The organism is Vibrio tapetis subsp. quintayensis (assembly GCF_030409945.1).
Classification (GTDB): domain Bacteria; phylum Pseudomonadota; class Gammaproteobacteria; order Enterobacterales; family Vibrionaceae; genus Vibrio; species Vibrio quintayensis.
In genome coordinates, this window is sequence record NZ_JAUFQV010000012.1 from 225,105 (window position 1) to 244,311 (window position 19,207).

Consider the following 19,207-nt stretch of genomic DNA (forward strand, 5'->3'; position numbering starts at 1 on the left):
CGCTGAATGCGAGCTTTTTAAAACGACCACTTATTATAAGCAGGCGATGATATTAGTTAAACAGACCTAGGTTTTCTTTAGCGTATGCTTCAAATTCTGTGCAACCGCCAACGTGGTCTTGATCTACAAAAATTTGTGGAACAGTTTCAACTGGCTTGCCCACTGTTTTCTCAAGATCAGCTTTGCTGATGCCTTCTGCGTGAATATCTACATAACGGTAGTTAAAATCTTCACGGCTTTCTTTTAGTGTTTCTGCGATTTCTTTTGCACGTACGCAAAAAGGACAAGCTGGACGGCCAAAAATTACTACAAACATACGGTTCTCCTTTGTTTTCGTGCTTGCAACTATGCCTTAATCAGCAAGGGAAATAAAGTGAGAAAAACCTTTTGTTACGATAGGCACAGCCTATTAAAATATCCGGCTCGTTTTGTCGGAATTCTATGTGACGAGTCGCGTATTTCAGCTAAGTCGTCGTAAATATCCTAAACTAATTGAAGCAAATCAAAACACGGTGAATATTTTCAGCGCAATCTGAAAGACAGTTTATTTCGGCTGCAAGGAAGTAGTATGTTTCAGTTTATGACATCGGCCAAAATTATTTTTGGTGAAGGCGCATTACAATCGTCACTTTCAGTTATTAATCAATATGGCTACAACGTTCTCTTAGTCACAGGTAAGGACACCGTTCGCTCTCAAGTTATTGTCGAATACCTTCAATCTCAAGCATTACGTTATCAGCAAGTCTCAGTGTCAGGTGAGCCATTTATCGCCATGATAGAAGAGATTGCGTTGCAGGGGCGTAAGTTTAAACCTGATGTCGTCGTTGCCCTCGGAGGTGGCAGTGTCATTGATACCGGTAAAGCATTAGCGGCGGTCATTCCTAACCAAGGCAGTTTATACGATTATGTTGAAGTGGTAGGTCGAGATGTCCCGCTTAAGTCTAAACCACTTCCTTTTATCGCTATTCCTACTACCGCTAGCACAGGTGCGGAAGTGACACGCAACGCAGTGCTTAAGTCAGGCCAAGATCAAGTTAAAGTGAGCTTGCGAAGCCCTGAAATGCTAGCAGATGTGGCAATCGTCGACCCGACATTGTCCTATGGTACCGATTTGTATACCTCTGGTAGAGGCGCGATGGATGCATTTACGCATCTCATGGAAGCTTACGTTTGTGGTGACCCAAACCCGATTACCGATATGATCTGCGAAGAAGGCTTAAGAAGGTTAAGCAGCTCTATTGTGCCAGCGTGTTTGTATGATGATCACGAGGCTCGCTCAGATTTGTCCTTTGCGGCCATGTTGGGTGGTATGGCAATAACCAACGCCAAGCTAGGAGCGGCGCATGGTTTGGCTTCTGCGTTAGGGGGGAAGATAAAAGCTCCTCACAGCGTTATTACTGCACGTTTAGCACCGCATGTGATGCGAGAGAACATTTCAGCTGCCCGGGCTAACAAACGGACAGATATTTTGCAGCGTTATCAGATGCTGTCTCAGATCGTCACTGAAAATAGTAATGCTTCCGTTGAGGATGGTATTGAATGGGTTGCGACTATGTTAGAGACCTTAGAACTCCCATGTTTGACCGAGTTCGGTGTGTGCCAAACAGCATTTGAGGTGGTGGCACAAGATGCAATGCGTTCAGTGGCGATCAAAGGTAACCCGATACCACTGACTCAAGAACGTTTAGAGTTCATATTGAGCCAAGTCTGTTCATGTGATGGTGCGGTGTGCAGCGAGGCTCACTTAGAGGAACAGGCGTCTTCTGCGACGGTTCTCCACTCAGATATGCCCATCTCTTCAAGGTTAGTGAAAGGTAAGCAGCAAGAGCAGGGGAGTAAGTAACGGTTTGATTTCTACTTAGGTAGGAAGCAGATGAGTAGAAAGAAAAATGGAGCCAATCGGCTCCATTTTTTTAAAATTGCTGTAGTTTATCGTAGCGTGAATCTTTCAGCGCTTCTTTCACTCGCTTGAGGTTGTTTCTAAAACCACTACCGCGGCGAAGTGTAAAGCCTGTTGCCAGCACGTCAATAACCGTCATTTGAACGACACGGCTTGCCATTGGCATGTAAACATCGGTGTCTTCAGGGACATCCAATGAAATCGATAAAGATGATGCGCGATCCAACGGAGAATCTTTGGCAGTGATCGCAATAACCGTTGCGCCATTTTCACGAGCAAGGTTTGCCACTTCCACTTGGCTTTTGGTTCGGCCAGTGTGGGAAATCAAAACGACCACATCGTTATCTGTACAGTTAATGCAACTCATTCTTTGCATTACGATGTCTTCAAAACACGTAATCGGGATGTTAAATCGAATAAACTTGTTTTGAGCATCACGTGCAACCGCAGATGAGGCACCTAAACCAAAGAATGAAATGCGCTTGGCTTGAGTTAGTAGGTCAACCGCTCGGTTCACTTGCATTGAGTCAATGCTGTTTTTTGCCACATCCAAACACGCCATAGTTGATTCGAAAATCTTATGGGTATAAGCGTCAGGGCTGTCGTCTTCCTCTACGTTACGGTTAACGTAAGGAGTACCGTTTGCCAAGCTTTGTGCTAAGTGCAGTTTAAAATCAGGAAAGCCTTTCGTATCCAATCTTCGACAGAAGCGGTTTACGGTTGGCTCGCTCACGTCAGCCATCTTGGCGAGAGTAGCAATACTAGAGTGAATAGCCGTCTGGGGAGAGGCCATGATCACTTCGGCTACTTTTCGTTCCGACTTGCTAAAGTTTTCCAGGTTTTTCTGTATTTTTTCTAATGTATTCATAGAGTTCACGAGGGTATAGAGAACATCTTTACTGACTCAAACCTACCATCAGATATTGTCTTTGATGGGGGATCATTAAAGGCGAAAAGAATAGGTCACTGCGAGTCAGCCGCTTAACTTCGAGTATAAACGAAGCGAATCGTTTGCTTTAGTAAAAGGCACGAATTTGGTTAACTAAATGTCTAGAACATGACAGGCCTCAAACAAAGTTTCAGTCTACTCAATGGTTTGTACAAAAACTGGTCGCAAATATGGCCAAATTCGCACAAATTCTGTTGTGCGAATTACAGAATGAGAAAGAAACTTACATATCTGAAACTTCAATTAGTCACAAAGCGACTGATTGATGATGACCTGACTGACTTGGTTAATTTCATCGAGTAATGTGTGTTGGCGTGCAGCAATGTCTCTTTGCTCTATTAACACAGACCTAAGGATATCTTTGGTGGTCAGTGGATTGGCAAGCACAACGCGAAAAACAACAGTTGCGCGTTCGTCCCATTGTTCGGGTGTTAATCGAGTACGAGACACAAATGATTTACCGGTTTCACGTTGCTGCTTTTGGATTTGCATGGTGAGTTTGTTGAGCAACTCATTCAATTGATCTTTTTGGTTAACACTTGCCGATGCCAGCGCTTGTTTAACGATAGGAGGTAAATAGCGATAGGTTAGCAAACACAACTCGGGCTCAGAGATAAGCTCGAAGTCAGTTTGTTGAGATATCAGGTCAGCAAAGAAACTGGCTTTTTCGATGCTTTGGTCGATAAGAAGCTCGTAACCTGGTCGGCTGATGATATGCATCGACGCATAAACAAGCATCGCCATACCAGAGCGGCTTCCCTCCAACGTATGGCTGCCCAAATCTTTAGAGCCTTTACGAAGAATATACTCTGCGTGATGTTCAATGGCCGATAGTGCATCGGGGTCTTTAAACAACACCATGCCAGCACCCATTGGAATATAGAGCTGTTTATGGGCATCGATGGTGACCGAATCAGCTTGTTCAATTCCGGCAAGTAAATGGCGGTGATTATTGGACATGAGTGTCGCACCACCCCAAGCTGCGTCGACATGAAAGTGACAACCCTCTGCCTGCGCAATTCGAGCCATGTCTTCCAAAGGATCGATATTGCCTGTTTCTGTCGTGCCCGCAACACCAACAATGGCAAAAGGCAAAATGTTCTGCGCTTTTAACTCGGTGATCTTCTCTTGCAATGCAACAGGGCAAATTCGGTTATCAGGGTTAGTTTTCACCGCGACTAAGCTATCACGCCCTAAGCCAAGCACATCGGCTGACTTTTTAAGCGAGTAGTGGCCCCGCTCGGAAACAAGGATCGCAAGCCCGTCATAGCCGTAATGCTTCATGGCTTTAAACAGGCCTTCTTGCTCTACGCCTTGAAAGTCACCATCAGCTTTAAGTGCATTGTTACGAGCGACCCAAAGCGCAGTGATGTTAGCAATGGTGCCACCAGAGCAAAATGCACCTAGAGAATGGTTCGCACTGTGCATCCATTGGCCGTAGAAATCTGAAGTGTTTTGATAAATCAGCCCATGAAGCATACCCAGAACTTGGCGCTCTAACGGCGTGAATGCTTTAGACGTTTCAATTTTGACCAAATTTTGGTTGAGCGCGATCATGATCTTCGATAACGGCATCAAAAAATAGGGCAATGCAGATGTCATGTGGCCAATAAAGCTAGGCGAAGAGGTATGAACCGAGTGTGAGACAAGGTTATCAAGTAAGTGTTGGGTGTGCTCAGACACAAACTCAGGCTGTTCGGGAATATAAGGGTTAGAAAAGTTCTTTTCTATTTCCCACAGCGGCTTTTCCTCAGCGACGATATGTTCGCGAAGAAATAGGTTGAGGTTTTGTGAGAGTTCTTGTTCGATGTGACCCAGCGTGGAGTCAGGAGCTTCGGGAACTGTGAAAATCTTAAGGAGACTTTCGAAGCTTACATCAGCAGTTTTATTATCTACCATACTAACTTTGTTTCTAAGTGTACTTGTCTCAATAGCGGGTCAATCTAAACGAAAACGGGAACGATGTCCCGTTTTAATTCTGCAAACGAAAATTTCACCAATCGATATGATGAATAATTAGTCGCACTGAGTTTTGGCTACCGCGCTAACTTTTTCGTTGTAACGGCTCAAGGCCTGGTCGATTTTGTTTGGATGACTGAGTAAATCGGCAAGAGCAGCACGCAGTTCGTAATTTTGAGCATGCGGCAGGGCTTGTCTGTCTGCAAACGTGACTTTAGCCAGCTTCCCAAGCGTGTCCTCACGAGTCGTTAACTGCTTGATATCGGCTTGTTCTAGTTTGAGCCAGCTTTCTACAGATACATTGGTATTGACCTTTGCTGGCTCGTTAACCAAGTAATAATGTACCGCTTCACGGTTTAGTTCGAAATGGTTGGTACGGCCTTCTAAAAACCATTGGCTGACTTCAGCTAGCTGTGGATTTTGTTCTGTTGTTAAGGTAACTAAGTCTTGATACCAAGCCAAAGATGCGTCGATATAGGCATCGTATTTTCCTTGTTGGCAGGTAGTATCAGCAGCAATAGACAGCGTAGAAACACTGGAAAGCAGTACAGCAAGAGCGAAGCGTTTCATGTTAATTCCTTTTGTTATTATGCAGGGCTATTTTAATAAAATGTTATTTATTATCAACGAAATTTCGCGTGCTTTATGAGAGCGAGACGAAAAATAACATAAATACTGGTACCAATATGCTTAAGATGAAGCCACTTACGATGGCAATGGGTACACATTTAACCCCACCGCTCGACTGAATGATTGGCAAGGTGAAATCCATTGCGGTAGCGCCTGCGTATCCAATGGCAGTACATGGGAATTGCCTGATGATAAGAGGTATAGCCGCCAAAGCGATGAGTTCTCGTCCTAGCTCTAATAAAAATGAGGCACCACCCAATACCGGGCCATAAGCATCGCTAATTAAAATGCCCGACAACGAGTACCAACCAAAGCCAGAAGCCATAGCCAGACCTTGGGTGATCGGTAAACCTAACAATAGGGCCGAAAGTACGCCGCCAATCCACGAGGAAATGATGATTACAAGGGCTATCACCATGCCGTGCTTATTCAGCAGGATTTGACGTAGAGTTAAGCCGCTATTTCTTAGCTGAATGCCAATAAAAAACAGTAGAGCAAGTAAGATCCATTCACTCCATTGGTCAACATTGGAGAGGTCAAGAGGAAGCATCAAGCCTACAATTAAACCACCGCCAACTACGACTATCAACTTGATGGACTCCATCGCCATGGCTGACAGTGGCAACTGTTTACCCGTTTGTTCGGTTTTAACTGGCATGAATTTGTCGATAAAAGGAAGAGCCAGTAGATTACATGTGCCGATTATCAAGAAAAACCCAATTGCGTAGGTTAGGATACTTTTGATGTTACCGCCCAAATTATCCAATGCAGCTAGGCTAAGACCCATGATAAATAGGATCAAATAAATAAGGTAGTGGGTGGTTTTGTTCACAACATTTAAAAAACGTTGATTTGAAAACGGCACTAAATACCCAACAATGAGAGGGGCAAAGATATAGAGCATCCCTGAATACATGTAAATCCTTAAAATCGTTTATTGCAAGCCCTCTAAGGCTTTACGTATTGTCCTAATATGCGGGATTATCCCTTATCACCCGATGTTTACTGAGCACTACCGCCATTTCCTCGCCACTTTATGTGTGGACTATAAGCCCATTCGAACGATTAGGTTTAGCTTAGTAGCTTCCATTAAATGAGGAGGGGATAAATGGGCGTAAACCATTGTTTGCTCTATATTCTGGTGTCCGAGAATATTTTGCAAGTCAATTATGTTACCTTCACTAATCATCTCGTATGTAGCCGATCTCACCTCGTCGAACGTTCCCTGCCGTTAACCAAGACGATTAGTTCATAACGTTGACAATCCAATACATTTCTAAACAGACGATTACAGCCCTTTCTTGTATGCTTTATGTTGACTAGTTACTGGTGATGCGGCTAAGGAACTTATGCTTTTGCGCGTGGGTCTTACGTCTTATTGAGCTAAGTCGCTATATGGACATCTCTTCGTCTTTTTATTAATCAATATGACACTTTTTAAAATAGAAACGATGCATCGTTTTTGATTTTATGAGGTCTATTGAACATTCAATTTTGTTCACTATCAGCTTTAACGTGCCTATGCACAGCGCACAGCATTAAGTTGGTAGAGTTAACACGGTATCTACTATGAGTAAACGTTTGGCCGCCCTCGCTTTAACTACGATAAGTTTTGCTGCCGGGGGGTATTTTTACCTAAATTCGTCGACTCCAGATGGTGTCGCCTTGCCCCTCATAGTGGCACAAGATGGGGTGATCGCAAAGCAAGCGATCGCGGTAGGAAAAGTAGTTCCAGCGCATTCTATCTCTATCAAATCACAGTTAAATGGCATTGTTGGCGAGGTTTATCATCACGTTGGTGAAAGTGTTACTTTAGGCACTCCACTGATCAAGATTAAGCCAAATCCAACCCCTACTGCACTAACAAATGCGATGACGGAAGTGCTGCGAAGTGAAGCGAGTTTAGATTCGGCACTGCAGAAGTTAGCCAACTTACAAAGTTTGGTGGAGCAAAAAGTCATCCCCGATAATTACGGTGATTACGTTCAGGCAAAGTCGGATGTGAAGTCAGCTAAAGCCGACTTACAACAAAAAAAACAAAATCTAGATTTAATACGAAGTGGTGAAGCCGCAATTGGCGATGCTAAACTTTCATCGACAATTCTAGCCCCAATTGACGGCACTATCTTGAATCTAAAAGTTGAGGTAGGAGAGCCCATTATTTCCACCGAGTCAAATCAAGCCGCAACAGAAATGATGTCTATGGCTGATATGGGCAATATTATTTTTAAAGGTAGCGTCAGTGAGCATGATGCTGCGCAGTTAAAAGTTGGTATGTCTGCCAGCATCACGTTAGCACCGTACCCTGGTGAGAAAATCATTGGAACCTTGAGCAAAGTTGCGGTCCAGTCAGAAAAGCTCAACACTCCCGGTTCAACATCAAGTTTTGATAATGGTTTTGAAGTTGAGGTAAGTAACATTCAATTTCCTAAAGAGATCACACTGCGCTCTGGTTTTTCGGCGACGGCCAAAATTACACTGCAACAATCAAATGGTGGAACCACCATCCCTGAACGTTCTATACGTTTTGAAGCGAGCCAACCTTTGGTGCTGATCCCAGATGATTCTGAGCAAGGTTACCATTCTCGGCAAGTTGAACTTGGTCTGTCGGACGGCGTTAACGTTGAAGTTTTGTCTGGCCTTGAGAGTGGTGAAGAGATCGTCGATAACAGCATGATGCAAGGTGGAGGCGCCAATGCGTAATGTTAAAGGTTGTTGGTTCTTGGTGGCTTTGATTGCGGTTGGTGTTAATGCACAGCCCACGTATGCGATGACCATAGAGCAAGCGTGGCAAGCGGCGAAAAAGTTCGACCCGAGTTATCAAAAATCTCAGCTCGATGAGCAGATAAGCGAAACCATGGTTCTCAGCGCGAAAGGCGAACTTTTTCCTTCTTTAAGTACTGGCGCGAATGCGGCTTGGAATGAGCACGGAAAATATAATAATAGTTACGATGTCACGTTTGAGCAGACGTTATGGGATAGCAGTAAATGGGCCAATTTAGATCAGTCGCAGGCAACGCATTTAGCGGCACAGTTGAGCGTGGCTCAAGCTTACAATACGTTAGCCGAAAAAGTCATTACGGCTTACCTTGAATTAGCTCAGGCCCAAAGCAACCTCGACCTTGCTAAACAAAAACGGCTAGAGTCCAAGAAAATTTACGACATAACTCAGAAGAACTATCAAGCAGGAAAGATTCGACTTTCGGAAGTGGAAGAAACCAAAGCGAATTATATTGATGCTCAATCCATTGTTTTGGCGAGTCAATCTGAGTTACAACAGAAGAAATCGGGCTTAATGCTGTTGACCAACGAGTCACCGACTGTGGTGGATGAAATTGCGGCTGATGCATTAGTTAAACCTGAGTTGGCAATGAATGATCAGCAACGCTGGGTCGAATTAGCCAAGAACAGTAGCCCAGAGTTGTTGGTTGCAAAACAAAAAGTAACAGCGGCGGAATTTGGACGAGAAAAGGCACAAGCAGGTTATTACCCAACACTTTCAGGGAAGTTGACATACAGTGATGGCAGTGAAAGAAGAAATGATAATTTAAATGCGGGACTCAATGTGCGTTTACCGCTTGATCTTAATGGGTCAACGCGAGCACAAGTTGATAAAGCAAGCTTAGAAATATTATCGGCTAAGCAAGATGTTATCCAGGTAGAAGTTAGACTTAAAACTCAGGTCGAACAAGATTTTCAGCAACTATACATGGACTGGCAACGAGTAGAGATTGCCCAGCAACAAATACTGACTCAACAGACCGTGCTAAAGGCCAAGGAGCTCGAATTCAGTGCCGGGCTTTCGCAAGCATCCGACGTGATACGCGCTCATAATCTTCTGTTTGATAAGAAGAATAAACTGCGTAGTCAACTATACCAATACTGGAAGCGTCGTGTTTCTTTGCTAAAAACCGTGGGCCAGCTTGATGATACGGTCATTAAACAGTTGTCTATGGCGCTGCATTCATGATTTCGGTTTTGCAGCAAACACTACAAACCTTACTTGCCCATCGGCTACGAAGCTTGTTAGCGGTGATTGCGATTGTTTGGGGGATAGTGTCAGTTTTGGTGCTGGTGGCGCTGGGTGAAGGTTTCTATCAAGTTAATTCAAAGTCTTTTTCCATGCTAATGAATAACACCCAATTGGCATTTGTAGAGCAAACCAGCAAAGAGTGGCAAGGATTACCTGCGCGAAGGGAGCTGCGTATTTCTAAACCCCAGTTAGAGATGTTGGCGGAACAACCCGTGGTTCAATCCGTTTCCGCAGTGTATGGCAAATGGGACGCAACGGTAACGGATACGGTAGGCGCGCCAATGCCAGGTAACGTAAGCGGTATCGATGATAACTACATTGCATTGCGTAACCTCAAGCTGGCGGTTGGCTCTCGGGCGATTTCTCCAACTGATGTGATCAATCATACTAAGGTCGCCATACTCGGCTGGCGCTTGGCATTGATGGGTAATGTAAACCTTGGAGATAACGTTAATGTAAACGGGATCCCCTTTGTTGTTGTCGGCGTGACAGAGCAAAGCGAAGGGTTCTTTCAAATGGGCAATGAGGATGATCAGGTGATGATCCCAAATACTACTTTTCAAGATTTATGGCAAAGCCCTCCCTTTATGTTGATCATCGAACCAAGCGAGTCAGTATTGGGCTCGATTTTAAGAACAAGTGTTCGTTCTTTCTTTGCGGCGAAACAGCATTTTGACCCAAGCGATCAAAATGCGATTTATATGCCGGATATTGGCCAAGAAACCCAGTTTTTTAGTGCAATCTTACGTGGCATTCAATTGTTTCTTGGTGCCAGTGGTGCAATGACTTTGGCGGTGGGTACGATAGGCGTCGCAAATATCATGTTTTTGTCTGTCACTGAAAGAACCAGAGAGATAGGCGTCCGGCTCGCGATTGGCGCGACACCGCGCAATATTTTAAGTCAATTCTTACTTGAAGGTGGGATATTAGTGGTTGTTGGTACTATCTTAGGAATGGTTTTTTCCTATGCAATAGTGTTTGTGCTTAACCTTATCGGTATGCCCGAATGGTTAGGTCAACCTGCGATCACTGGCGGCTCGATCGCTATGTCACTAATGGTCACGTTTATCTTGGCGTTATTAGCCGCGTATTTTCCAGCCCGCCGAGCCGCCAATTTAACTCCCGTACTGGCCCTAGTGGCAAGAGCGTAAAATGCAGTTTCCAATTAAACAGATATTTCATGAAATGGCAGCCGAAAAGCTGCGATTATGTTTAACCATCTTTGCTGTGGTTTGGGCCACGGTGTGTATCACAACCATGTTAGCTGCAGGTGAAGGATTAAGGCAGGGGCTGATAAGAAGCTCAGAAAGCGGTAATGGTAAATTGATTTACCTAACCGGTGGCTACGCGAGTGAGGCGTACGGCAATTTTCATAAAGGTAAACCACTCACTTTAAAGATCGAAGACGTCGACATTATTCGCGCGCTACCGTCGGTACAAAAAGCGGTGCCATCAGTGGTTTGGAATGAGCGGGTGACCTATCAAGATAGACGAACGTGGCAAAAGCCGATTGCAGTGACGGCTGACTATAAGCAAGTGATGGGGTTTCATACCATGCTAGGCAGCCGTTGGTTTAATCCAATGGACATGCGAGAGCAGAGAAAAGTGATTGTAATAGGGCATGATGTTGCGGCGAGATTGTTTAATAAAAGTGTCGCTGATGATTGGATTTCATCGCCAAAACTGACGGCCGATCCGGTCGGAATGCAGGTTAAAGTCGGTGCTAATCAATTTACGGTGATTGGCGTGCTGAAAAAAAACAGTGCCTACGTTGAGCAAGGAACGCCAGTTAATGAGAGCATCTTTGTGCCTATTACAACGTGGCAGCGTTTTCACCTAAATGCTGCCATTGGTGCTATTAATATCGTTCCTGCAAAACACGCTGATAGGCTCAATGTTGCCTCAACGGCGAAACAGGTTATTGCGCGTAAAAACGTCGGAAATTTACAAGATAGTGAACTAGTTCAAGCGACCGATATGTTGCTAAGACAAAAAACCATGCGTCAATTTTTACTTGGGCTACAAGGTTTTCTTGGCATCATTGGCTTGGTAACGCTCGGCGTCGCGGGGATTGGCATTGCCAACGTTATGTATGCCACAGTTAAAAAGGCGACGCGTGATATTGGTGTGAGAATGGCGGTTGGCGCAACCCCAACGACCATCAAGCTTCATTACTTATTACAATCTTTGTTGACCATGGCCATTGGGGGCGGCATTGGCCTGCTACTTTCATTCTTGTTGGTCAAAGCATTGGCAGCGATATCCCTTGAAGGCAACATGCTTTATGACTCGTTAGGACAACCAGTATTGGAGTTATCATTGCCAATCCTCTTGTTGGTGGTTGTCGTACTCGCATTTGTTGGCGTTGTTTCGGCATGGTTTCCTGCTCGTCGTGCGGCGAACATTACGCCCCTTGAAGCTCTGCAAAGTGAATAATCTCTGCAACATATTCTAGAGAACCCATATGACAGATACACAACTGGTCAATCTGACCAATATTAGTAAGCATTATCAAAGCGGTGAAGAGACAATTAAAGCGTTAGATGATGTGTCGTTGAGTATTTTAAGCGGTGAGCATATCGCTATTCTCGGCCCTTCGGGATCGGGTAAATCGACATTGATGAATATGCTAGGCTGTTTAGACAAGCCTACATCGGGGCAATATATTCTTGCTGATCAAGATGTTTCTCAGTTATCCAGCCATCAATTGGCAGGTATTCGAAATCAAAAAATTGGCTTTGTCTTCCAAAGCTTTAACTTACTCGAATATGCCAGTGCGCTAGATAATGTTGCGTTGCCCCTTGTATACCGAGGAGCAAATGCAAAAGAAAGGCGTAAAAAAGCCAGCGAACTACTGCATAGAGTAGGGCTTGGAGATAGGCTTCATCACAAGCCAAATCAACTCTCTGGCGGTCAAAAACAACGAGTCGCTATAGCCAGAGCGTTGGTTAACGACCCACAAATTATTCTAGCAGATGAACCGACGGGAGCGTTAGATTCCAAATCTGGAGCTGAAATCGAACGGCTATTTAAAGAGCTTAATCAAGAAGGAAGAACGATAATTGTTGTCACTCATGATAATTTGTTGGCTCAGCGAACAGCACGTGTTGTTACGATTAAAGATGGCAATATCGTGTCGGATATAGTGTTAAGTAAATAAATTAAGCCTGTGTAAATAGTTAGACAAGGCAGATTTACCCAGTGATCGGCTTAACGATTACGGGTAAATCTTCTCACATTGAATCTCTGTTTCGATACCTGCCCGCCGAAACGAACAGCACTTCAACGTTGTATTGACCAAATAACGATTAGGTCTCTGTTTCTGAATCATAATTTTCGAAGCTGATTGCGTTCAAAATAGAGAATGCAGAGGCTAAGAATAAACCGAGTATCCAAATAAAATACCACATGAAAAGCTCCTTAATACAGTGAATGGCCATTACGTTCAACATACTCACTATCGAGTCGTCCAAACATGGTGCGATAACTAAAAGCCGTGTAACAAAGAATGATTGGCACCATCATAAACGCTACGCCTGTCATGATGTTCAAGGTCAGTTCGCTGGATGTTGAATCCCACAGCGTTAGGCTATGGCTTGGTTTTATACTGGATGGAATAATGAATGGGAACATCGCGAACCCAGCCGTTAAAACGATACAAGCGTTAGTAAGACTTGAACTAATGAAGGCAAGCGCATCCCACTTCAATCTTGCACTGAGCAAAGCTAATAAAGGAGTGATCACACTGCCAATCGGTGCAAACCACATCCAAGGGTGAGTCTCGAAGTTTGTTAACCAAGCACCTGTCTTTGCCATCGCTTGTTTGTTTAACGGGTTTGAAACGGCACCATGACTCAGTTCACTAACAATCAGATACCCATCAATATGGCGTATCGCTAAACCACCAACCACCATAAGGCAAGCCACCAGTACCGCACTCATCTGCGCAACTAATTTTGCCTTGTTATATAGTGCATCTGTCGTTTTCATCATCAGCCAAGCACTGCCTTGCAACAACGCCATCAATAAACCAACGCAGCCACACAGCAGCGCAAACGGATTAAGTAGATCAATGAAAGATCCGTGGTATTCAACCATAAGTAAACTATTGAGCGAAAAAGGAAGCCCTTGTATTAAGTTGCCAAATGCGACACCAAATAAGATCGGCGGAAAGAACCCTGAAAACGAGATGGATAAATCACATACTTTCCGCCATTGGTCGTTATCTATCTTGGCTCGATACTCAAGCGCAAGAGGACGTAGCCACAATGAGATAAGAGCCAAGTACATCGCAACATACAAGCTTGAAAACGATGTGGCATACACCAATGGCCAAGCGGCAAACAAAGCGCCCCCTGCGGTAATTAACCACACTTGGTTTCCGTCCCAATGGGGAGCAATGGAGTTAATCATCACTCGTCTTTCGGCGTTGGTTTTACCGATAATCGGCAATAGCGCACCCACTCCCATATCGAAGCCATCGGTGATCATAAAACCAATCAGCAGCACACCAATCAGAACCCACCAAATTAAACGTAATGTGTCATATTCGAACATGAGTCAGTCACCTTATTGTTGAACTTGTTGTGCCAATTTGGCTTCAAGTGATGTTGTTTGTTCATAGTGATAACGGCCCGTTTTTAAACTGCTTGGGCCTTTTTTGGCGACGGTAATCATCAAGTAGCTTTCAACTATGATAAAGACCGTATAGAGGCTAATAATTAACGCGAGAGACGTAAGCAAGTTATCAACGGTTTGCGAAGATGCCGCGACTGCGACAGGGAGAATTTCACCGACCGCCCAGGGTTGACGGCCATACTCCGCAACAAACCAACCCGCTTCGATTGCCACCCAAGGTAAAGGAATTGACCAAAGTGCCGCCTTCAATAACCAAGGCTTTTGAGTGATGTTTTTACGGTAGGTTTGTAAGAAGGCAGCGCCAAAGACAAACAACATAATAAAGCCACAGCCGACCATGATTCTAAATGACCAGAACAGTGGCCACACGGTTGGGATTGAATCATCGGCAGCTTGTTGGATTTGCTGCTCTGTAGCGTCAATAACTGTATCGGTATAACGCTTAAGAAGCAGGGCGTATCCGAGGTCATGCTTGGTTTGATCGAAGGCCTGTTCTAGCTCATCAGAGGTATCGCCAGCTCGCAAACGTTCAAGCAATTCATAAGCCACAATACCGTTTCGAATACGTACTAAATGTTGATCACGCAAGTCGTGAAGCCCCGTCACCTCCTCATCCAAAGATCGGGTCGCAATAATCCCCATTACATAAGGAATTTTGACAGCGAAGTCAGTTTTTCCTTCCTCTTGGTTTGGTAATCCGAACAAAGTAAAAGCGGCCGGAGCGGGCTCGGTGTGCCATTCCGCTTCAATGGCTGCGAGTTTCACTTTTTGAACGTCGCCCAACTCATAGCCAGATTCATCGCCTAGTACGATTACCGAGATGATAGATGCGATACCAAAAGATGCTGCCACGGCGAAAGAGCGCTTCGCAAAAGCAATGTCTCGACCTTTCAGTAAGTAATATGAACTCACGCCAAGGATAAACATTGCACCACAGGTATAGGCCGACGCGACAGTATGCAAGAACTTAACCTGAGCAACGGGGTTAAGTACCACTTCGGTAAAGCTGGTCATTTCCATACGCATGGTTTGGTAATTGAACTCTGATCCAATCGGATTTTGCATCCAACCGTTGGCGACCAAAATCCATAGTGCAGAGAAGCTTGAACCTAACGCAACCAGCCAAGTCGCGACAAGATGTTGGCGTTTTGATAGCCTTTCCCAACCAAAAAAGAAAAGACCGACAAAAGTGGATTCAAGGAAGAAAGCGACCAGCGCTTCTATAGCTAAAGGAGCACCAAATATGTCGCCGACATAGTGAGAGTAATAAGACCAGTTGGTCCCGAATTGGAACTCCATGGTTAAACCTGTCGTGACACCTAAAGCGAAGTTAATACCAAACAGTTTGCCCCAGAATCGAGTCATGTCTTGATAGATCTGCTTACCGGTAAGTACGTAGATCGACTCCATGATCGCAAGCAAGCACGACATACCGATAGTTAAAGGGACGAAGAGAAAGTGGAACATAGCAGTTAGCGCAAACTGTAATCGCGATAATTCAACTACATCAAACATTTAAACTCCAAGCATCATAATGATGGCTTTCATATTAAGAATTGGAGCGTATTTCAACACAGTTTTCGCGAACCAAACTAGAACAGATTTACCGTTAAAAAATAGAACAGATGCGTTTATTTAATAGACGGCGGGCAATAACTCAGCAGACTATTTAGGCCTGTGATGCCATGGTTTCAATCAGACGGCCGAGCGTTTGTATTGCCTCTGTTATTTTGTCGTCACAAGCGTATGAACAGTTAAGACGAATGTGATGGGAGAACCTCTTGTCACTGCTGAATATAATTCCCGGAGCGACAGAGATGTTGTATTCAAGTGCCAGTTTATAGAGCTTCTCGACACAAATACTATGAGGTAGCTCTATCCATACAAAGTAACCACCTTGATTTTTATGGATAATCGCGCTCGAAGGCAAACTGTTCTCTAATAGCTCTAGGTGTTCTTTTTTCCTTTCATTTAAGCGCTTGCGAAGCTTTTTAAGGTGGTTGTCATAACTATAGAACGTTAGGTAATGAGATAAGCCAAGTTGAATGGGAATACTGCTAGAAAGCGTAGATAAGTGCTGTAATCGTTGAATTGTTAGTGCTTGTTTTCCCGCTACTACCCAACCAATTCGAAAGCCGGGGGAGAGTGATTTGGAAAAAGAGCCACACAGCATGATCTGTTCATCGGCGTCGTACGCTTTTGCCGGCAATGAACTTTGATTACCAACGTGAAGCTCTCGGTACACATCGTCTTCTATCATCGGGATCTTATGTTGATTCACTAATTCTGCTAATCGCTGTTTGTTACTGTCACTCATTGAATAGCCAACAGGATTTTGCGATTCCGTCATGAACCAGCACGCTTTGATGTCCATCGAAGCAAACACCGACTCTAGCACGTCAAGGTCAATGCCTGTTTTAGGGTCGATTGGGATCTCTACAGCGGTAAGGTTGAGCCTTTCGATAGTCTGTAAGGCGCCATAAAACGCTGGATACTCTATTGCGACCAAGTCACCTGGCTCGGTGCAAGATTGTAGACATAAATTGAGTGCTTCCATTGCCCCAGAAGTAATCACTATGTCGCCTGGCAATACATTTAATCCGCTAGCTTGATAGCGTTGAGCGATTTGCCTGCGTAACGTCTCACTGCCCGGAGGTAAATTGGTAAGCATACTATTGTCAGGCATTTGGCGGCTGGCATTGGCTAAACTGCGTGACAGCGCTTGATGCGGAAATAAGGCTGGGTCTGGAAATGCTGAGCTAAGTGGAATGATGCTGGGATCTTTGGCTCGTTGAAGCACATCGTAAAGCAAGTCACTGATTTTAACAGGGTAGGGCTTGATGGCTTTTGGCTTTGAATGATCCGAAACGAATACGTTCCTGCGCGGTAAAACAAAATAGCCAGACTTAGGCTTGGAGCGGACATAACCTTGGTCTTCAAGCTGTTGATACGCTTGCAGTACCGTTTCTATGCTGAGTTTATAGCGTTTACACGCATTTCTAATGGATGGGATTTTCTCACCACTTAACCAAATATTTTGCTCTATCTGGTTTTTGATTGTATTGGCGAGTATTTGTGATTTCTTCATCGAAAAGTTCTTTAGTGTTTAACTCGCTTAAGAGTAGCGAATTCATTGTATTTAAAGTAAACCAAAGCGCTAGCCTAAACACAATTATCTTTTCGGTCGACCTAATCTGATGAATTTAAGGCTATTTATCATTATCTTTAATTCTTTCAATTGCTTGTACTCGCTTGAGCTGTTCTGGCGGGAAGGTATTTGATCTTAATTCGGAGATGGATGCCAGTTGCTCGTCACGACTGAGAGTGACATCATCGAAGATGTCATTCCGAAGAGAAATATAGGCGTCAATGGCTCCAGAAAAGCGCTCCCTTTGACGATCTAACGCATCAAGCCTCTGCGCTGCTTCATCACCCACTAATTCAGCTCTATTTAGGTATTTGTCTTGGGAGTCTAAAGAATTAGCTTGTGATAGTTGCGTTAGGAGAACTTGGTTTTTGTGGCTTTTCTGAACGTAGTCAGGTTGTAATTGAAGCTCATTTTGAAGTTTTTGTTGATAGTCATCTCTGTCTATGCTGTTTTCTTTGAGCTGCAGTTTTTGTAATGCTAACTCTCTCATACGGTTGTCATGTTCAAAAAGTAATTGCTGCTCTTCTTTGCTGAAAAACTGCGCCTGTAATGTTAATAGAGCTAGATGGATTTCTTGCAAATTCAATAGACTCAGATCGGTCATATTGGACGATAAATCAATGCCTTCCAATGCTGATTTATAATCCAAATATTTTGCAAACAGCGCTTTGTCTATAATGCTGTTACCTTGATGTTCCGAGAAATGAACGACCTTATTTTCCATACTTTTTAGGTCAGTTTCTGCAATGCCGGACATAAAATATTCCATGGCATCTTTTGTTGAACTGACGTCGATTTCGGTGTCTTTTTGCGACTCAACCTGTACGGTGTTGGCCGACTGTATTGAATTAATTTCTGTTAATGTAGGTTCATTCGTTGGTAAGAAATAAAAGACCGCACCAAGGCTCCCCGAGGCGATCATTAACGTTAGTGTGGTCTTTTTCATAGCTATCCCTTGGTTCAGTTAACGCTTACAAACCAGCAAGCTTCAAACGGTTTGCATGTTGGCGGTATAAAGTCACAGGATCGGTTTCAAATAAATGATGGATACCCAGTAACCCATTAATTTCATCAAGGTGGTTCATTTTGTAATTGTCACCAATCACTTTGCCCAAGTGAGCACTGCACGTTCCCACCAAGCCATCATTAGGGCCGTCAAACGCTAAGCCCAAAATAGTGATTGCGCCATCGGTCGGGTCAAGAAGGTTAGTAAAATTTGAAGAACCCGTCCAAGAATAATAAGACACTCCATTGCTCGCTATCCAATCACCATCACCACACTCAGAAGTTGGAACGCCTTCTGGGTAAAACTGGTTAAACGCCAAAGATCCTTCCGTCGTTAAGGCATCAAGTGATGCAAGACCATCTTGTCCTAAATCGTGGCCACCAGAAAGTAAGTTAATTAACGTCGTTAACCCACTCGCGAGCTTGACTGCAATGGCTTCAGTCGTCGATCCTTCCTCTACGTTCCCTCTTAATAAATCAGCAACTTGAGAACCTTTATGCACGCCACCAATACTGGTAACTGACGCGACAAGGTCTGGTCTTACAGAAGCAACATAGCGAGCAGTTGGACCACCATGACTGTGCCCAACTATGTTTACTTTATCGGCTCCTGTGGCTGCCAATAGAATCTCAACTTGTTCTAATAATTGTTCACCGCGAATTTCTGAACTGTTTGTCGCAGATACTTGAGCAACATAAACACTCGCCCCATCTTTTGTGAGTGACTCAGGCACGCCATAGAAGTAATCAACTCCCGCCAACGTGTCGAAGCCAAATAAACCATGTACCAAAACAATTGGGTACTTTGTTTCGGTATAACCTCGGTTATCTAATGCTGATGCACTTGTTCCCGCATGCACGCTTAAACTGGTCATGGACAACGCAGCCAGAAGAATTATCTTTTTCAATGTTCTTTTCCTTAAACAGATTAGACCTCGGATGAGA

17 protein-coding genes are annotated in these 19,207 nt (G+C 44.2%); 6 read left to right on the forward strand and 11 right to left on the reverse strand.

Annotated elements, in window-relative coordinates; translation table 11 throughout:
* Nucleotides 1-52: 52 nt before the first annotated feature.
* On the reverse strand, nucleotides 53-316 hold the full coding sequence (locus tag QWZ04_RS05845) for a GrxA family glutaredoxin (RefSeq protein WP_102521187.1): 264 nt from the start codon (nucleotides 314-316) through the stop codon (nucleotides 53-55).
* Between the two features lie 252 nt (nucleotides 317-568).
* On the opposite strand from QWZ04_RS05845, the gene QWZ04_RS05850 reads away from it, so the two are divergent.
* Complete coding sequence (locus QWZ04_RS05850; protein ID WP_290325907.1) at nucleotides 569-1,843, forward strand: iron-containing alcohol dehydrogenase; 1,275 nt, start codon at nucleotides 569-571, stop codon at nucleotides 1,841-1,843.
* A 70-nt stretch (nucleotides 1,844-1,913) separates the two neighbouring features.
* Here QWZ04_RS05850 and QWZ04_RS05855 read toward each other — a convergent pair whose 3' ends face one another.
* The 4 genes from QWZ04_RS05855 to QWZ04_RS05870 all read right to left on the reverse strand — a co-directional run bounded on the left by QWZ04_RS05855 (nucleotide 1,914) and on the right by QWZ04_RS05870 (nucleotide 6,354).
* Nucleotides 1,914-2,768: a MurR/RpiR family transcriptional regulator gene (locus QWZ04_RS05855; protein ID WP_290325911.1), complete on the reverse strand. Its 855-nt coding sequence runs from the start codon at nucleotides 2,766-2,768 to the stop codon at nucleotides 1,914-1,916.
* 324 nt (nucleotides 2,769-3,092) lie between these two features.
* Nucleotides 3,093-4,748 carry a pyridoxal-dependent aspartate 1-decarboxylase PanP gene (gene panP / locus QWZ04_RS05860; protein WP_290325914.1) on the reverse strand — a complete coding sequence of 552 codons (1,656 nt, stop codon included), beginning with the start codon at nucleotides 4,746-4,748 and terminating at the stop codon, nucleotides 3,093-3,095.
* A 117-nt stretch (nucleotides 4,749-4,865) separates the two neighbouring features.
* Entirely contained in the window at nucleotides 4,866-5,378 is a 513-nt protein-coding gene (locus QWZ04_RS05865) for a hypothetical protein (RefSeq protein WP_290325916.1), read from the reverse strand.
* 73 nt (nucleotides 5,379-5,451) lie between these two features.
* Nucleotides 5,452-6,354: a LysO family transporter gene (locus QWZ04_RS05870; protein ID WP_290325918.1), complete on the reverse strand. Its 903-nt coding sequence runs from the start codon at nucleotides 6,352-6,354 to the stop codon at nucleotides 5,452-5,454.
* Between the two features lie 653 nt (nucleotides 6,355-7,007).
* Here QWZ04_RS05870 and QWZ04_RS05875 point away from each other — a divergent pair.
* Genes QWZ04_RS05875 through QWZ04_RS05895 form a run of 5 tightly spaced genes read left to right on the forward strand, consistent with a single transcriptional unit; the run spans nucleotide 7,008 to nucleotide 12,631 of the window.
* The gene (locus QWZ04_RS05875) at nucleotides 7,008-8,141 is read left to right on the forward strand and encodes an efflux RND transporter periplasmic adaptor subunit (protein WP_290325920.1); all 1,134 of its coding nucleotides are present in this window, start codon (nucleotides 7,008-7,010) and stop codon (nucleotides 8,139-8,141) included.
* On the forward strand, nucleotides 8,134-9,408 hold the full coding sequence (locus tag QWZ04_RS05880; RefSeq protein ID WP_290325922.1) for a TolC family protein: 1,275 nt from the start codon (nucleotides 8,134-8,136) through the stop codon (nucleotides 9,406-9,408). The genes QWZ04_RS05875 and QWZ04_RS05880 overlap by 8 nt, the downstream gene beginning before the upstream one ends.
* On the forward strand, nucleotides 9,405-10,622 hold the full coding sequence (locus QWZ04_RS05885) for an ABC transporter permease (RefSeq protein WP_290325924.1): 1,218 nt from the start codon (nucleotides 9,405-9,407) through the stop codon (nucleotides 10,620-10,622). The genes QWZ04_RS05880 and QWZ04_RS05885 overlap by 4 nt, the downstream gene beginning before the upstream one ends.
* A 1-nt stretch (nucleotide 10,623) precedes the next feature.
* A complete protein-coding gene (locus QWZ04_RS05890) occupies nucleotides 10,624-11,907 on the forward strand; it encodes an ABC transporter permease (protein WP_290325927.1) in 1,284 nt (427 codons plus the stop codon).
* Nucleotides 11,908-11,935: 28 nt separating this feature from the next.
* Nucleotides 11,936-12,631, forward strand: coding sequence for an ABC transporter ATP-binding protein (locus QWZ04_RS05895; RefSeq protein WP_290325930.1), 696 nt, complete (start codon nucleotides 11,936-11,938; stop codon nucleotides 12,629-12,631).
* A 148-nt stretch (nucleotides 12,632-12,779) separates the two neighbouring features.
* Here QWZ04_RS05895 and cydX read toward each other — a convergent pair whose 3' ends face one another.
* The 6 genes from cydX to QWZ04_RS05925 all read right to left on the reverse strand — a co-directional run bounded on the left by cydX (nucleotide 12,780) and on the right by QWZ04_RS05925 (nucleotide 19,137).
* Nucleotides 12,780-12,881 carry a cytochrome bd-I oxidase subunit CydX gene (gene cydX / locus QWZ04_RS05900; RefSeq protein WP_102521198.1) on the reverse strand — a complete coding sequence of 34 codons (102 nt, stop codon included), beginning with the start codon at nucleotides 12,879-12,881 and terminating at the stop codon, nucleotides 12,780-12,782.
* A gap of 10 nt (nucleotides 12,882-12,891) precedes the next feature.
* On the reverse strand, nucleotides 12,892-14,028 hold the full coding sequence (gene cydB, locus QWZ04_RS05905) for a cytochrome d ubiquinol oxidase subunit II (protein ID WP_290325933.1): 1,137 nt from the start codon (nucleotides 14,026-14,028) through the stop codon (nucleotides 12,892-12,894).
* Between the two features lie 12 nt (nucleotides 14,029-14,040).
* Entirely contained in the window at nucleotides 14,041-15,624 is a 1,584-nt protein-coding gene (locus QWZ04_RS05910) for a cytochrome ubiquinol oxidase subunit I (protein WP_290325935.1), read from the reverse strand.
* A gap of 154 nt (nucleotides 15,625-15,778) precedes the next feature.
* The gene (locus QWZ04_RS05915) at nucleotides 15,779-17,197 is read right to left on the reverse strand and encodes an aminotransferase-like domain-containing protein (RefSeq protein WP_290325937.1); all 1,419 of its coding nucleotides are present in this window, start codon (nucleotides 17,195-17,197) and stop codon (nucleotides 15,779-15,781) included.
* A gap of 121 nt (nucleotides 17,198-17,318) precedes the next feature.
* Nucleotides 17,319-18,203, reverse strand: coding sequence for a lipase secretion chaperone (locus QWZ04_RS05920; protein WP_290325939.1), 885 nt, complete (start codon nucleotides 18,201-18,203; stop codon nucleotides 17,319-17,321).
* A 25-nt stretch (nucleotides 18,204-18,228) separates the two neighbouring features.
* Nucleotides 18,229-19,137, reverse strand: a complete 909-nt coding sequence (locus tag QWZ04_RS05925) for a lipase family alpha/beta hydrolase (protein ID WP_435433588.1) — start codon at nucleotides 19,135-19,137, stop codon at nucleotides 18,229-18,231.
* Between the last annotated feature and the right edge of the window lie 70 nt (nucleotides 19,138-19,207).